A 15,502-nucleotide genomic window follows, 5' to 3' on the forward strand; every position below is an offset into this window, starting at 1 on the left:
TGGCAAACAGAGCATCGCGGCTGGAAGCGCCTTTGGACCTGCATACCTCTCTATGCAGGCCAAAATCTCGGGTAGATGTCGCCTTACCGTTCCTGCGGCATGCCCCCAAGATCGCTTCTCTAGACCGCCGCAGGCGGCGCGGCAATCGGAATCGTACTCCGCTGCAACAGGAGCATTGTCAAATGCTGTTCGCCATAGCCATGCTTTCGCGAGTGCTCCCTGATCTTTCGCAAATTGGCGTAGCCAATTCCGAATATGATCGCCACGCTCCGATCAGAAAACTTCAAGCGTGACCATGCGCTGCCATTTCCCATAGTCAAGGGAAGGACGTGCCCATAGGAAGCGACCGTCGTCATAAATTTGCTGTGACCCCGTCCAGCCCTCAGCCTCACCTGATCACCCAGTCTCAGGGGACCCTTGACCTCGCCCCCCATCCTTGTCGCCAGCGCGACATTCGGAACAATGCACCCTTCAGCATCACGCGCCGGCACGTGAAGTGCATTCAACTCTGTACATACGTCCGTATGGCGCAGCCAATGAGGTCGTGCATCAGGGTTTCCAACCGACCAACGCAATTTTGCACTCAGTAGCGCCGCGATGCGGGAGCGACTCAAAGGATCCGTGTTGCCACGTGCCGTCGCAAAAAGTGACCAGTCGCGCGGCTTGACGGATCCGCGTAGCTTTTCTTGCTCGTACACCCAGTCGGCCAGAATGCGCGTCTCAGACGCCGTCAGCTTCTTATGCATGTCAACAGCCCGAGTAGCGCTGAGGGATTTAAGCGTCCCAAATCTGGACTTCCGGATGAAAAGCATGGAGCACTTTTCCCCGAGGTAGAGGTCGACGATACGCCTACCCAAGACTTCGCCAATGCGAGCTCCGGACCTTCGCATTAAAATGAGGGTGAGTAGAGTCGCCTTGAGATAGCGTGACAACTCAAAATCTCGGCTCCTCTCCGCGTCATCGATATCGTCGGTGAATGCGTCCAGAGCCGCGGTGTACTCCGTATCGGTCACAATATTCGCATCCACGTTCGCCATGGATGAGTGACCTGCAAGCACCTCGCCGGCATCTAAGCGAGGCATCTTGCAGTGGTCCTTGAGGTATGAATGGAAATACCAAAGACACTTCCGCACGTCCTCCTCCATGGAGTCTTTGGCACTGTCGGCAATGGCTTCATAAAACGAAAGAAAATCTTCCTCATCCCAGTCACGTAATCCGTTGCGTGGTCCAAGAATCGTAAAATACTTTGCGGCCTGACAGACGTACTTGCAGATAGTGGCTCCCGCAGGATCGGATTTAAAAGGCGTGCCGTGGGTATATAGCCTGATCGCGTATCCGGCCACAAGATGAAGCGCTTCGCTCCTATGGCTGACCTTTTCCTTAAACTCACGTAGCTTTTCCACCTCTGTAAGCGGCTTGCGATTTGCGGCTACTTCCTCTAGCTCCTCTCTACATTTTTGATCTTCCGTCTTGGGTCGAACGATCGCTGCCAACTCCTTCCTAAGATCCCAAATCTGTGCATCGGAGCACGCGCGGGATCCGTCGAAATTAGGCTCCTCATTGACCTTCTCGGGCTTGCTTACCGCAGCGCACTTGGGAGGCCAATGGTCAGTGAGGGCAGCCATGCGGTCCGGCGTCAACGATACGGCCTTGATGGAGCGATTTCTAATCGCCCGAAGCGTCCCAGAGAGCTCGAACCGGCTTGATATCCGCGCGGCCAATAGCAAGCACTTCAACACCTTACCCCTGGTCGGCCGAATCTGATCGGGAAGTTCACGGGAAAGCCACTTCCCGAAATCAGTTAGCACGCTATCTCCCACCCGATGGCCACTCTCATAAAGGCGGGTGATCAACGCGGCGTTAACCCCCGAAAAGACGGCCACCTGGGGCAACCTGTCTTCGTCATCAAGGGGTAGAAGAAGGGCATCACTTAGCTTTCTGGAACGGCGCGCCTTGGCCACACCCCTGGCAGTTGCCTCCAGTTCCTTCGGATCGGTGACGTAGTCAAAGAGCACCAAGCCAAGAAGCAACCAATGCAGGATCGCCGTGCCATCGGCGCAGTTTGAGAGATGCTCAGCCACCGCGGTGCAATACCAACGTCGCAGGAAGAGAATCTTGGAATGTTCGCCAAGCATGCCCACTGCGAACGGGCTTGGCTCGGCATACATCCGAAAGATGCGCCTGCGATCCGTACAGACCCAACGCTCGTGCTTTTCGCCTTCCAGTATCAACTTATGCAGCGTTTCGAAAGTCCATTCCAGATGATCAGCATCACGCGAATGACCCGCTATGATCTCGGCCCGTATCGTCGCCATGAAGTCGCTGTCCAGGCATGGCTTTCCCTGACTCTTCTGCAGGCTGATGACATGCGCCTCCAGTATGGATTGCACCTTTTCCTCGATTTTTGGCAATGCCTTGGCCCGTCGACTCCACCAAGCAGGTAGACGATCAGGTACACGACTCCACTCTTGCTTGGTGACAGACTTCTCCAAAGTATGTAGCTTCCGGCTCAGCCGACCTGGATTTAGATCACCGAGTTCATCGAGACTTTTCTGGCCCAGGCCTCTCACGTGCTTCCACCCATCCGCAGTCAACCATCGATCCAGGGCGGATCCTACGACTTGGTCAAACTCAAGCGGACAGGTGGGACTATCGATGCCAAAGACTTGCCCTAACTCGACGTGTTCAAGGTAAGCTGCCACGAAATCGGCTGGACACTGCATTTCCCGAAGTTTCGTAGCAGCGCGATGGCGAAATGCATTTCCCGGCAATGTGAAGCGTTTCAGGTGCTTCTTGAGCGATTTCCGCCCATATTTTTGCGTCCCTTTAAGGGGATAGACGAACTGCAAGAGGGGCACCTCGCCCGCCAGGGCCTGATTGGCATACTCAAGGACATGCTTGGGCAGACGCTTCAATGTGGTGAGTGCATCCAGGTGCGATCGAAATGCTTGGATTTGCTTGACGACCAGCGGGCAGAGGACGATACGGCGCGCGGAGTGCGCCACATCTACCACCTTATCCGCAAGGACAATGAGCCCTGAGTGCAGGCACATGTCGCGTAGAGTAATTTCACCGACCGTACCCGCACTGCGTGTCGCGAGAGCGGCTTCCAGCATCTTTCCCACATAAACGGTCATGCGGTTATGGCAATCCAAGATCGCCTGTACCGTTCCGCGAATCAGCGCGCTTGATCGATTGAGACCATAGGCCAGGTCGCCAATAAGTTGGCGAACGTATTCGTCTCTCATGGACAACTTGGAGCCTATAAGGACATCCTTGTCCCGATTCTTGGATGTCGCCATCGGGGTTAGCCCCAGGCGGGACATAGCTTGATCAAAAACCGACTGGAGCGCCGATTGCGGGACGGTGTAATACGAGCCGCCGACCGGGGAAAGGTGGAGTTCGCTCCCGGTAATGAACTGCGTCACGGTCAGATCGTTCGTTTTTGCAAAGACCTCCAAAGGCAGGACGTCACGTAAGGGCCTCGCCGCCAGACGATGTACACCCGTTGGGAAGCGAAGCCCGTCGCAGAGCCTGGTCTGCGTCTTGTTTTTGCCAACATGCTTGGGAAAGAGCTTTAGGGGGCCATGACTGATGTCAAAGGCCTGGAACCTGATCCAGTGCTTCAGGAGGGTCAGGCACTCCATGGGAAGCATCAGTACCACCATGCCTTGCACCACGTGAAGGTGGGCTACGTCGCCTGACTTTGGTTGGTATCGTCCGTTGACGGAAGGAATTTTGCGAATCAGTTCGCCATGGGGCGTAATAGAGACAGCGTCTTTCGCAAGAAATGCCTGCTCCTTCGTTGCCAGCTGTATCTCAAGTACTGATTTGACTGAGAAGGTCCCTATCAGCATGAGAAGAAGTTCCAGGCACGCCCTAAGCTTTTCTTTCTTCCGCTCCCTCGCCGCCTGTTGACCTGCAGCGAATATCCCTGCGAGGGCCCGCTCCGCCTCCTCTATCGTCAAGACGTCGCATCTGTCAGGGACGGACAGCCAGTCCTTTTCATTGCGAAGGTATATAAAGGCGCGTCGGTATCCTAAGTTTGGGTGTGCAGCATCAATGTTGGCCGTTACTTCCGACTCGGGAGCCAGCAAGAGGTCGACGTGCTGGAGGTCTTCAGGCTGGCGTGGCTCATCGTGATCGTCACGCTCCGGAGACTCCGGTACGACGCGAACTACCGTTCCGCCACCAGGTATCTTCCGGGTACGAAAGCGCTTTTCTGCAACCTTGCCAAAGCCGCTCGCTTTGCGCTCCCGCTTAGCAGCTTGCTGATCAGCATCTTTGCGGCGCCTGTCGGAGGGTAGTTCGAGCGTTAGTTCCTCTGATGGCTCTGCTTCCGAATGGCCCCACGTCTTCTGCACAAGTAGAGCGGAAGCAAGCAGGGCCTCCCGCACCTCTCTAGATAGCGATGCGTGGATCTTGAGAAGGGCCTGCCACTCATTGAAGACGACTGACGGATCGTAGAATGTCAGGCTTGAGACCACCTGCGCGGTGGCTGCGTCGGTGCTTGCGGTGATGCCCGAGAGCGCGAGACATCCGTGGGTATCGAGACTGGCGTCCCCCTCGGCCTGCATGGTCGCAATGGTCGCAAGCAGCGCGACGTCCCGGACTGCTTGGAACCCAACAGAAACACTATTGCGTGGCTCGAGTGGGTCAGGGAAGCCTTTCTTTCTGTGTTGCGGCTTATAGGCCATATTCAGGCACCTACGCGCCTCTGCATAGGACCAAAAGTACATGTCGAAATTTGCGGATTCCACGAGGAAGCTCGCTTGCGGGGAACTTGGCAACCAGGGGAACTTCAACGCAAGTTCATTGAGAGCGAGTGCTTTGATTTCCCATGCCAGGTAGTTCGTTGCACCCGTTGCACTCAGGAGATCCAGATAGGCCTCAATCGCGGCGTCGGGCAGGCCCCGCTCCCTGAGGCGAGGTGCGAGCGCTTCTTTTTGATTCTTTTCCACACGAGTACCAGTGCGCACGACCGAGCGGCGTGCATTCGCGCGCCGCGGTGGCGGACGCGATAGGTACTTTGATGGCAGAAATTTCGACCCATGTTCGTAAACATGGAGATAAACCGGGGTCGTCGGAGATCCGGCTACTTTTTTGTCAGTCCGGGACGGACAGAGGGCTAATTAGCGCCTCGTGGACTGCAGCACCATCCTTCCCGAGAGAGTGCCCTTGCGCAACATGCGTTCCGTGATCGCATGTAGATATCGCTGAGATAAGGATACTCAATGCCAAGCCCGATGAACATATGCGCCTGCTCGAACGCGGTCAATCTCAAACTGGTGACCGACCTGGTGATTGCATGCGAGGTCGTCTAACCATGGCGTCGATTCGAGTTCGACCGGAGACCGGAAAGCTCTACCTCGACTTCTACTACAGAGGGGAGCGATGCCGCGAGCAGACGTCGTACATTGATGTGCCGGCGGACCGTCGGCGTGCTGAGGCGCTATTGCGAAACCTCCAGGCCGCCATGGAGCAGCATGACTTCCGCTATGGCGACTTTTTCCCGGACAGCCCCAAGGCCTGCACGTTCGACGGTGGCATCTCGCGAGAGAACGGCCGTTCACCCCTCTTTCGGGACTTTGCGAATACATGGATTGCCGAAATGACGCCGCAGTGGAGCTCCATCCATCTTCGGACGGTCCGTGAGGTCATGGCGAAGAACCTCTTGCCGCGATTTGGTGCGATGCCCGTTGCTGCCATCACACGTGCAGAGATTCTGGCGTTCCGGGCTCACCTGGCCACGCTCCCTGGCTACAAAGGGGTGCTGAGTCCCAGCCGGATCAATAAGATCCTCTGCTTCTTGCGGCAGATGCTCAACGAGGCCGCCGCCCGCTTTGAGTTTGCACCGACATTTCAGGGTATCAAGCCGCTAAAGATGAAGCGCTCGGATGCGAAGCCATTCGACCTGAGGGAAGTTCGAATGATTCTCGACGCTGTCAGGCCGGACTACCGCAATTACCTCATCACCAGGTTCTTCTCAGGGCTTCGGACGGGCGAGATCAACGGCCTTCGATGGGTAAACATCGACAGGAAACACGGTTTGATCCTTGTCCGCGAAACCCTCATCACGGGCAAGTTAGAGGAGGGCGCGAAGACCGAGCGTTCCTCGCGAGATGTGCCCATGCTTCCCATGGTCCGCGCAGCTTTGGAGGTGCAGTGGGCGTCGCGGGATCCGGCTTGTCCCTGGGTCTTCCCTACGCGCAATGGCTTGCCCATCGACGCCAAGAACTTCAATAACCGTATCTGGCTGCCGCTGCTGCAAAAGCTCGGACTGCCTGCGCGACGCCCCTATCAGACCAGACATACAACAGCCACGTTGATGCTTGCCGCAGGCGAAAATCCCGAATGGGTGGCCTACGTATTGGGGCATGCGAATACGCAGTTGCTCTTTCGCGTCTACTCGCGATTCGTGCCGAACCTTACGCGAAATGATGGCGCCGCCGTCGCCAAGTTACTCGAAACTCATCTCGAACCCAGTTCAGGCGAGTCGGTCGCCGCCGTGCAGGACCTCAGAGACGTTTGCCGCCAGTGAAAAGGCAGACCGTATCTTCTGGCGCAGTCCCCAGGTGCTCGACATAGGTGCGCGTCCGCCTTGCCCAGTCAGCCCATTTGGCCGCAGGGCCCGTGAAGGATGCCTTTCCTTCCGCCGTACCGTCGGTGCAGTCCTCGACAATGTGTGCAACGACGTCCACGAATCGGACGCAAACTTCGGTCCGGTGGCACATCCCAGAGCGAGCACTGTAGCGGTCAGTCCATGGGCTTCGGCTATAGATTTGCCGAAAAAATGGGAGCCCTCATCGAAAGGGGGCAACATCGCCATTTTCCCCCTTGGGGGCTGTGAACGAAGGGCGCCGGGATGCCCATAGCGCCTCACGTGTCAGTAAGTCGCCTAAAGCGCCGTCGATGAAACCGCAGCTGGCGCCTCATGGGATGAGACTCAGCCTTGCGAGCAGCCAGCTTTACGTAGCTCAGATAGCTTCTATGCCCAGGCGGCGCGTGCTCCGTATACAGAAGAACGAGGCTCTTTCGGCGCTGTTGGAGTATCGGAGTGCCTCCATCTAGCGCCTTGGCAAGCTTGTGCAGCTTCACATTTGCGCGCATCTTCGCGTAATACCGGGCGATCCCTGACGGTCGCAGGAGTGCGCGCACGCCATCGAAGGTGAGCCCCAGGTATTGGAGTGGCTTATCCTGCGTATTCCGGTTGAACTGAACACCGATTCCGGTTAAGTGTGAGCACACCGCTGGTGCTGATCACCGCGATGCTGTTCTTCAACCTGGGTAACCCGGAATGTCCGCTTGGGATCCGGCCTGTGTGAAAACACCCCGTAAGCGAACGCACCGATCCTAGCGTCATACCAAGCCGGAGTGTCGCATGAAGCGATTCGTCGAAGGGGTGGATCGGTCGCAGAGCGTGCTGTTCCCAGAACGGCTGGACGAGTACATCGACGAGGACAATCCCGTTCGCGTCGTCGACGTCTTTGTGGATGAGCTGGATCTCGGCGAGCTGGGTTTCGAAGGGTCACGCCAGCCGTCACGGGCCGCCCCGGTTATCACCCGGCGACGCTGCTCAAGATCTATATCTACGGCTATCTCAACCGCGTCCCTTCCGGCCGTCGACTGGAGCGCGAAGCGCAGCGCAACCTAGAACTGATCTGGCTGACGGGTCGTTGCGCGCCCGACTTCAAGACCATCGCCGCTTCCGCAAGGACAACGGTCCGGCCATCCGCCGCGTATGCAGCCAGTTCGTGCTGTTGTGTCGCCGGATGAAGCTGTTCACCGAGGCGGTGGTCGCGATCGACGGCAGCAAGTTCAAGGCGGTCAATGGACGTGATCGCAATCTCTCCGAGGCCAAACTCAAGGCGCGCCAGGCGCAGCTCGAGAACAGTGTGGCGCGCTACCTGGCGGAGCTGGATCAGGCCGATCGCGAACCCGGCCGACTACCGGAAGCGCGCGTGGCCCACCTGACGCAAAAGCTCGCCGCGGTCCGTGAGCAGATGCAGCAGCTCGACGGTTTAGGCGAGCGCATGCGCCAAGCGCCGGATCAACAGCTCTCGCTGACCGATCCCGATGCGCGCTCCATGGCCACGCACGGTCGCGGCTCGGGCGTCGTCGGCTACAACGTGCAGGCCGCCGTCGATACGCAACACCATCTGATCGTGGCCCACGAGGTCACCAACGAGGGCCACGACCGCCATCAGCTTGCCACCATGGCCGGACAGGCGCGCGAAGCCTTGGGACACGAAGCACTCACCGCGCTGGCCGATCGGGGCTACTACAAGGGCGAGGAAATCCTTGCCTGCGAACAGGCGGGCATCACGCCACTCGTGCCCAAGACGCAGACCTCCTCCAGCGCCGCGGCCGGACGCTTCACCAAGGAGGATTTCCACTACGACGCCGACACCGATAGCTACCGGTGTCCCGCCGACAACCTGGCCACGCGGCGCATGAGCACGGACGAGAACGGCAAGACGATCCACGTCTACTGGTCATCGGCGTGTCCGACCTGCCCGCTGCGTGCAAGCTGCACCACCAGCCGTTATCGTCGCCTACGACGCTGGGAGCACGAGGCGGTGTTGGATGCCATGCAAACGCGCCTCGACGAACACCCCGACGCGATGCGCGTACGACGACAGACCGTCGAGCACACCTTCGGCACCCTCAAGGCGTGGATGGGCTACACCCATTTCCTCACGCGAACGTTGCCGCGCGTCGCGACAGAAATGAGTTTGCAGGTGCTGGCCTACAACATGAAACGGGTGATGAAGATCCTTGGCGTGAGGCCGTTGATGCAGGCCATCATGGCCTGATGGCGTCGCTTCGCGTCGGCGCCTTTTGACGGCACGACGAGCGAAGCAACAAGGCTGTGGTCGCCATCGGGCTTACGTTTTCACACAGCCTCGGTCGGAAGCAGACCTTAGCCTGAGGCCGACCCGTGATGCTTGGCGGCCCATTCGCGAACCTTAACCCAAATGGCATCCGCTCCTTTAGACGCCTCAATCAGCCGCAGGACGCTCGGATGTTCGGACGCGCCCAAGCGCATTAGCGCTAAGCCGGCTTCGTAGGGCAGGTCTACGTCAAATCGTGCAGCAGCAGGTTGCTCCACGCAATTGGGCCTTACTCAGGCTGGCGAAAACGACCGACACAAACGGCGAGATCACCCGGAGGAAATTCCTCACGCGCTTGGCGCATGTCGTTTAGGACCCTGCCACTTAAAAGTTTGCAGAACATCCATAAGTAACTTGTGGAGTCGCTGCATCGATTCGGGCGACACGTCAACCTCACCGAAATGCCCGTCGGACATCGTCGAGCCGTACCTGGAATCGTTGAGGGAGTCGAGGATAAGCACCCCTCCGGGCGCATTGACAATGTTGTTCGCAATTGGCTTGAGATCAATCGGTTTGGGATTCATTCCCGCACCAAGACCTCGCGAGCGGTCTTCGAGATGTTGGGCCGTGTTGCGGACGCCCCTTAGGTCCGGGAACTCCACAGCCATTTGCTTATGGATCTCCGCCACTGCCTCAGGCACGCCGTCTTCCCTTGCCAGTACGCCTAGAAACTTGTCGAAAGCGTCCAGAGCATAGAGAAAAGCTCGCGCATAGATAAATGGCAACTTGTGTTCGAATTCACGTGGAACGCTGCCATTTGACCATTTCTCCTGCTTGAAGATAATCTCGGCTTCAAATGTGAGCGCTTCCCATTGCTCGCGGGAGGCGCACGCTCCCTGCTCCTGTTCCAGCGAATGGAAGATCTCAGACCGACGTTGCGAGTCGCGCTCCCAGCTCTCTCTGTCCGCGAATCTGGAATGAAGAGCTCGCGAGTTGGCGAAATGATTCAGGGCAATATTGGCCTCAAAAAACTGCGACTCAAGATGGCTAAGCTGTTGTTGAATTTTGTACGCGCGTTCTCTTTCGCCGCAGTCGAGCCAAGTTCCCGGCACCACAATCTCAAACACGAACATGCCAATCCTCTGATGATTCACCAAGCGTGAAACCAGATGCCCACCCCGTGAACAATCGCGACGGGAAAGAAAATAGCGCCCGCAATGAGAAACCCCCACTTGGCGGCGGTAAAGCAGACGTAAAGGTGAGTGAACCACGCGGCCAGACTCGTGATGAAGAATCCGACCCAGATCAGCACGCCGAACACAGACTCGCCGCGCTGGTAGCGCGCAGGTGTGTAGCCACGCATTTATTTCCCCTGTCACAGACGTGTCGCGACTTTTATCACGAACCGCGCGCATTTCAGCTATGACAAAAGTTAGACGCTCTGCCGGAATTGTGCTCTGGGTTGTCCCAGCAGTTGCCGCGCCGGCTCATGCTGACCTCTAGGCCGTGTTCGCGACAGAAGCGACGCCAGTCGTCGCTGCCTTACTGGACGTCCTGGTCCGAATGGATACCGAAGCAGGCGGGCTGCGATCAATAGAAGTCCGCCCTACCTCTTCGGTAGCTTTCGTATGCCGCGGCTGTCTGTTCGCTGTTCGGGGCTTTGTATCTAAACTCGTGCCCGGGGTCGGATCGTACTTGCAACGCTTCGCGGCCCGCTGCGCCGACGTAACGGCGTTCCTAGAACGAAACCTGCGCCCGCATCTCGAAGATGCGCGGGTTCACCTGGAGGTTGCCGCGATCGCTGAAGGCCCATACGTAGTTCGCCTGCAGCTTCAGATGCTCGCCGAGGTACCAGTTCGCGCCCAACGTCCAGTCGTGCTCCTTGCCACCGGTGACAGCACCGTCGTTGAGGCCGAGGTCGCTGTAGCGCACAGCCAGTTCCACCGCACCCCACGGCCCCTCGGAATGGATGTCTTCCTCGTCACGGCTGTTGTAACGCCGGTTGCCGACGTTGCCGTCGCTGTAGTGGCGGGCCTCGCCGGTAAGCGTCCAGGTGCCGAACACGTAGAACCCGCTGGTGTTGTAGTCGGGTTGGCCGTTGTAGCGCCCGACCCTGGCCCGGAGGTACTCGCCCTGTACGGACCACGGACCTTCGATCCACAATGCTTCGAAGCCTTGCCTGTCCACGCGCTTGCTGTAGGCAAGCGTGCCGGAATCGACCAGCCGCACGGGCGTCAGGCCCGCCTCGGGGCGCGCACGCAGGCGCGCGTCGGGCGGCACCGTGCCTTCATCGGCCCAGTCCAGCATTTCGCGTGAGGCTGAAAGGCCAAGATGCAGCACCTCGCCGGTCTCGTTGAGTGGCACCCATGCGGCACGCATCGCCCAGGTGTGTCCCGGGTTCTCGCCATCGAAGTCCTTGCGCCAGAAGTAGTCGCCGAAGTTCAGCACGAAGTGCGGCTGTGCCCACCCCCAGTCCACGCCTGCGCGCCGCCCCTCCCAGATGGCCTGCGTGGGCAAGGCGGTTTCGAGGAAGGTCGTGGCGGCGGAGCTCGCCGCGCCTTCGAAACCCACCGGCGTTTTCGAGTAACCGAAGCGGAAGTTGCCGAGGTCGGTGCCCACGATGCCTTTGCTGCGAAAGCGCAGGAAAGTATCGGACCATTGGTCGGACTGGTAGTCGTACTGGACGATGGCGTCGTACACACCCGGCTTGCGCAGGTACAGGCCAAATTGCTTGCGCCGGTTGGTGTTGGAGTCCTCGAACATGCCGGCGCCGTTGGAGAACTGGTTGAAGTCGTACTGGTAGAGCACGGCCAGGCCGAAGTCCGTGCCATCAGACGCGGTTATGTGGGTGGGCCAGTTCTCGTAGAGGCTGAAGTCAGCGGCGCTGACAGAAGGCAACACGGCGAGTGCGAACAGGCCGGTCAAGCCAAGCACCCCCACGCTTGCCCGCGTATCCCGATCCTTCACGCGCCACCTCCGATCGAGTGATGGCCATGCTGATCAAAGCCCTCGGCGCCTGGACATCGCCGTTATGCATGGCCACGCATTTGTGACAGTTTGGATCGAAAACCCCGGGCGCGCTATCGACTCCAGGCCGATGATTGCTTTCGTCTTCCCTGGCTGGGCAGATCTACTTGGCATGTGCCGCGTAAAACTACAGTCGCACGAATGCGGTTTGAGTGTGCAAGCTTCGATGAGTGCCGCAAGGCTTGGGCCGAGATGAATGAGTTTCAGGTGTCCGTATTTGGACTCCTCCCCTTTGCAAAGCCCCGGCCATGGAACAAGACGTACAGCACGCGGTGGCCAGGATTTGCCGCGAAACGAACGTTCCCTTTGAAACCTCCGGACCGGAGGCGTATCAGGATGGCGCCACATTCATGTCCGCAGAGGAATTCGAGTTCGCCGCCAATGGCCACAAGGTCGGGGTACTAAGTGGCTTCTATTTCTCGAAGTTTGGAAGGCTTGTGTTAGCCACTCGTAACGATGGAAAAAGCAAAGTGCCGCCGGACCTATGGGAGGAGCTTCTCGAAACCCTGTGTTCCGACTACGAATTCCGAATCGTCGACAATGGGCTGCTAGAGATGCCCTATGAAGGTGTCTTCGACGCTTACCGGTGCCCCACTTGGGCGGGGCGGTTTTTCTGCCCTTGGTACTCGCATCCTCGGTCGGGTGCCGCAAAAGCCTGGAGCTGAGTACACAATTGATATGCCCGTTAGATCCGCTCCCGACCCGGAGCAGGCCGCAGCTTGGCGATGGATTCAGAGGATCGCCCTGACGCATCCTTGCCGCAGCATTAACAAATGAGCGACCAGGATAGTTGCTTGCTCTCGAGTAGCGCCCGAACCCAAGGGGCTGAGATGCTATTTCCTGCCTCGTCAGCATTGGTGACGTTTGTCGCGCTCATCGTGGCCGCGCTGATTGGCGTCGGCGTAAGACAAGTGTTGCCGGAGGAACATAAGGCGCAGGAGACGGTCCAGCTTGTCCAGCTTTTGAATGGCATGCTGGTCACCTTCGCGGCACTCATGCTTAGTCTGTTGACTGCCTCAGCCAAGGCCAGCTTCGACACTGTCACGGATGACTTCCATGTATTTGCATCGGACCTGATCCAGTTGGACACCACACTTCGGTCGTACGGTGCCGAAGGTGATGCGGCACGCGCACTTTTGCGCTCCTATGCAGCAGCGGCGACTGCCTGCACGTGGCCACATGAACCGGCTCCGCCAGGTAATTACTACCCAAAGGACGTGAGTCCCAAAGATGCGACGGATGATTTGGATGATGTACGCCTGGACCAACTTCTGGTTGAGGCGGGCGGAGAAATCCGTCGGCTCAATCCAATCGACGCCTCCCACCAAGCACTACGAAACGAAGGGCTCGAACAATTTTCCCGCGCTATGAGTGCTCATTGGAAATTGATGGAAGAAGCCCACAGCTCCATCTCGATACCATTCTTCCTCACCCTGGCCTTCTGGCTGTTTGTGATATTCCTAAGCATAGGCTTGATCGCGCCACACAACGCGCTGGCCCTCGTGACGATTGGGTTGGGAACCATCTTGCTTGCCTCGGTGATCTACATAATCGTCGATTTCGACACCCTCTTTCGCGGCCTGATCATTGTTCCAAGCCAGCCCATGCGTGATGCAATAAGCCACTTGACCGTGGGTGTGACGTGACGATGGTCGTTGCAGAGACTGAGCATCGAATATTGTTCTCAAGGACAAATAGGAACAATCGTCCGGTGTGACGTCTGCCTGCGAACCGAAGCGGAATCATAGTTGGGGTGCTTCATCGTGGGCGCTCCCTCACATTTGGAAGTTCAACAAGGCCGGCACTTAATCCGCATCGAAACTGCGTATGTACGTTTTCCTGGTGTCGAGGGGTGGATCGGCTCTTGGTCCGTTTACATCTCGGCCGTTCGGCCGGGAGATGTGCCGTTACGATATGGCGACAGCGACATCCAGGAATCTGAGCTCATGGCGCTCGGCGCGGCAAAGATTGTCGCGACACTGGTAGCCGGCTCATTGGAATGAGTATGGAACCGCTCGCCGACATTCGACGGCGGACCGGCGACCACTCAGACACGATTCGTGGTTGCAGCCGTTTCAGACGCGTCTTTGCATCACCTGATGAAGTTTTTGTGAAGGCGTTGCCGCGCGACGTGGAAGAGTAGAATCAGTTCTCGCATAAAGGCAGGAGGTCCCCGATGTCCGACCAGGCCGATGACGCGGGTACGATCCAGGTATTGCTCGAACGGTTGGTGAAGTTCCGGCTACCTCGGACGCTCGCGATAAAGCAGCGAACCGACAACGGCGAACGCCTAACTGACTCTGACCTCGAATTTTTGAAAAATGCGCTCAAAGATGCCCAGGAGGCAGAGAAGTTCGTTGTGCGCAATCCGGAGTTCCATACATTGGGTGCGCGGATCGCCCAGCTCTATAGCGAAATCATCAACAAATCCCTCGAAAATGAGAAAAGCGTGCGGTGAGGCGCGCGCGTACTTCGTCTCCGACGGCGCGGTGACTCCATCACGGAGGTTCATGGCGCATGTGAAACCAATGATCCCTCCACTGGGCTCACATCCTCGTCGACCTCGATCATTGGTCGAAGATCGTGGTTGAGACGGTACATCGCGACCGCTGGGGGAGTTGTCTGCTGGCGTGCGCAACCCCAGTTCGGTGATCCATGTTTGCGGACGTTGTTTGAAATGCCCTCAACGAAGCGCGTGTACTTCAACCTGGAGATGGCGAGTGAGTGGTTGAAGATCACGGCAGGCGATCACAACCCACCGTGGAGCAAACGACATGAAACGCGACGAACACGACGACGCGGCTGGCGCAAAGACGGAAAAGTTAAAGCGGAAGGAGTACGAAGCAGAGCTAGAGAAGTTGCACGTCGAGCTGGTCAAGCTGCAGCTGTGGGTGGTCGCTAAGGGGCTCAAGGTTTGTTTGGTCTTTGAAGGGCGCGATACGGCGGGCAAGGGCGGGACGATTAAGGCTCTGACAGACCGGGTGAGCCCTCGGGTGTTTCGGGTGGTGGCATTGCCTGCGCCGACGGATCGCGAGAAGAGCCAGATGTATATGCAACGCTATATGGAGCATATGCCGGCCGCAGGGGAGGTCGTGATCTTCGACCGCAGCTGGTACAACCGTGCGGGCGTTGAACGTGTCATGGAGTTCACCGCGGAAGCAAAGGTGCGCAGGTTCCTGCAGGTTGCGCCGCTCATGGAGAAAGCAATCGTTGAGTCGGGCGTTGTCCTTCTGAAGTATTGGTTGGAAGTCAGCGAAGCGGAGCAAGCCCGGCGACTGAGGGAGCGAGCGAACGATGGACGCAAGCTCTGGAAGCTCTCGCCGATGGACCTGAAGTCGTATGGCCGGTGGTACGACTATTCGCGAGCTCGGGACGAGATGTTCGCCACGACCGATACCCCGTATGCGCCGTGGTACGTGGCGCGGACAGATGACAAGCGTCGCGGTCGTCTCAACGTCATTCGACACTTGCTCGACAAAGTTCCCTATAAGGAGCTGCCGCGCGAGAAGATCAAATTCCCGAAGCGGCAGAAGCGCGGTGATTATGTCGAGCCGGACTATCCATTCAAGTACGTCAAGGAACAGTACTGACCGCAGGTGGCGATCGTTCATTACTGACCTTCGAACTGCTCCCTTCTGCAA

9 protein-coding genes and 1 pseudogene are annotated in these 15,502 nt (G+C 58.0%); 6 read left to right on the forward strand and 4 right to left on the reverse strand.

Features of this window, described 5'->3' with window-relative positions; translation table 11 throughout:
- Nucleotides 1-119: 119 nt before the first annotated feature.
- Nucleotides 120-4,961, reverse strand: a complete 4,842-nt coding sequence (locus tag AC1DE1_RS06315; protein WP_477179013.1) for a hypothetical protein — start codon at nt 4,959-4,961, stop codon at nt 120-122.
- Between the two features lie 293 nt (nt 4,962-5,254).
- Between AC1DE1_RS06315 and AC1DE1_RS06320 the strand changes: the two genes are divergently transcribed.
- Complete coding sequence (locus AC1DE1_RS06320) at nt 5,255-6,541, forward strand: tyrosine-type recombinase/integrase (protein ID WP_477179014.1); 1,287 nt, start codon at nt 5,255-5,257, stop codon at nt 6,539-6,541.
- A gap of 840 nt (nt 6,542-7,381) precedes the next feature.
- A pseudogene (locus AC1DE1_RS06325) lies at nt 7,382-8,816 on the forward strand (IS1182 family transposase).
- A gap of 365 nt (nt 8,817-9,181) precedes the next feature.
- Here the strand turns inward: AC1DE1_RS06325 and AC1DE1_RS06330 are convergent.
- The 3 genes from AC1DE1_RS06330 to AC1DE1_RS06340 form a co-directional block, all read right to left on the reverse strand.
- Nucleotides 9,182-9,967 (reverse strand): hypothetical protein, encoded by a 786-nt coding sequence (locus AC1DE1_RS06330; protein WP_477179015.1) that lies wholly within the window; start codon nt 9,965-9,967, stop codon nt 9,182-9,184.
- 17 nt (nt 9,968-9,984) lie between these two features.
- Nucleotides 9,985-10,197 carry a hypothetical protein gene (locus tag AC1DE1_RS06335; RefSeq protein ID WP_477179016.1) on the reverse strand — a complete coding sequence of 71 codons (213 nt, stop codon included), beginning with the start codon at nt 10,195-10,197 and terminating at the stop codon, nt 9,985-9,987.
- A gap of 374 nt (nt 10,198-10,571) precedes the next feature.
- Nucleotides 10,572-11,801 (reverse strand): OprO/OprP family phosphate-selective porin, encoded by a 1,230-nt coding sequence (locus tag AC1DE1_RS06340; protein ID WP_477179017.1) that lies wholly within the window; start codon nt 11,799-11,801, stop codon nt 10,572-10,574.
- A 308-nt stretch (nt 11,802-12,109) separates the two neighbouring features.
- Between AC1DE1_RS06340 and AC1DE1_RS06345 the strand changes: the two genes are divergently transcribed.
- The 4 genes from AC1DE1_RS06345 (at nt 12,110) to ppk2 (ending at nt 15,451) form a co-directional block, all read left to right on the forward strand.
- Nucleotides 12,110-12,526 carry a hypothetical protein gene (locus tag AC1DE1_RS06345; RefSeq protein WP_477179018.1) on the forward strand — a complete coding sequence of 139 codons (417 nt, stop codon included), beginning with the start codon at nt 12,110-12,112 and terminating at the stop codon, nt 12,524-12,526.
- A gap of 165 nt (nt 12,527-12,691) precedes the next feature.
- On the forward strand, nt 12,692-13,507 hold the full coding sequence (locus AC1DE1_RS06350; protein ID WP_477179019.1) for a bestrophin-like domain: 816 nt from the start codon (nt 12,692-12,694) through the stop codon (nt 13,505-13,507).
- A 530-nt stretch (nt 13,508-14,037) separates the two neighbouring features.
- Nucleotides 14,038-14,319 (forward strand): hypothetical protein, encoded by a 282-nt coding sequence (locus AC1DE1_RS06355; protein WP_477179020.1) that lies wholly within the window; start codon nt 14,038-14,040, stop codon nt 14,317-14,319.
- 316 nt (nt 14,320-14,635) lie between these two features.
- Nucleotides 14,636-15,451, forward strand: coding sequence for a polyphosphate kinase 2 (ppk2, locus tag AC1DE1_RS06360; protein ID WP_477179021.1), 816 nt, complete (start codon nt 14,636-14,638; stop codon nt 15,449-15,451).
- Nucleotides 15,452-15,502 lie beyond the last annotated feature (51 nt).

Source organism: Dyella sp. 05T440, from assembly GCF_056395965.1.

Coding starts and splice junctions, on each gene's coding strand:
- ppk2 (WP_477179021.1), top strand. CDS start 14,636: ATGAAACGCGACGAACACGACGACGCGGCTGGCGCAAAGACGGAAAAG.
- AC1DE1_RS06335 (WP_477179016.1), bottom strand. CDS start 10,197: ATGCGTGGCTACACACCTGCGCGCTACCAGCGCGGCGAGTCTGTGTTC.
- AC1DE1_RS06345 (WP_477179018.1), top strand. CDS start 12,110: ATGGAACAAGACGTACAGCACGCGGTGGCCAGGATTTGCCGCGAAACG.
- AC1DE1_RS06330 (WP_477179015.1), bottom strand. CDS start 9,967: ATGTTCGTGTTTGAGATTGTGGTGCCGGGAACTTGGCTCGACTGCGGC.
- AC1DE1_RS06350 (WP_477179019.1), top strand. CDS start 12,692: ATGCTATTTCCTGCCTCGTCAGCATTGGTGACGTTTGTCGCGCTCATC.
- AC1DE1_RS06355 (WP_477179020.1), top strand. CDS start 14,038: ATGTCCGACCAGGCCGATGACGCGGGTACGATCCAGGTATTGCTCGAA.
- AC1DE1_RS06320 (WP_477179014.1), top strand. CDS start 5,255: ATGCGCCTGCTCGAACGCGGTCAATCTCAAACTGGTGACCGACCTGGT.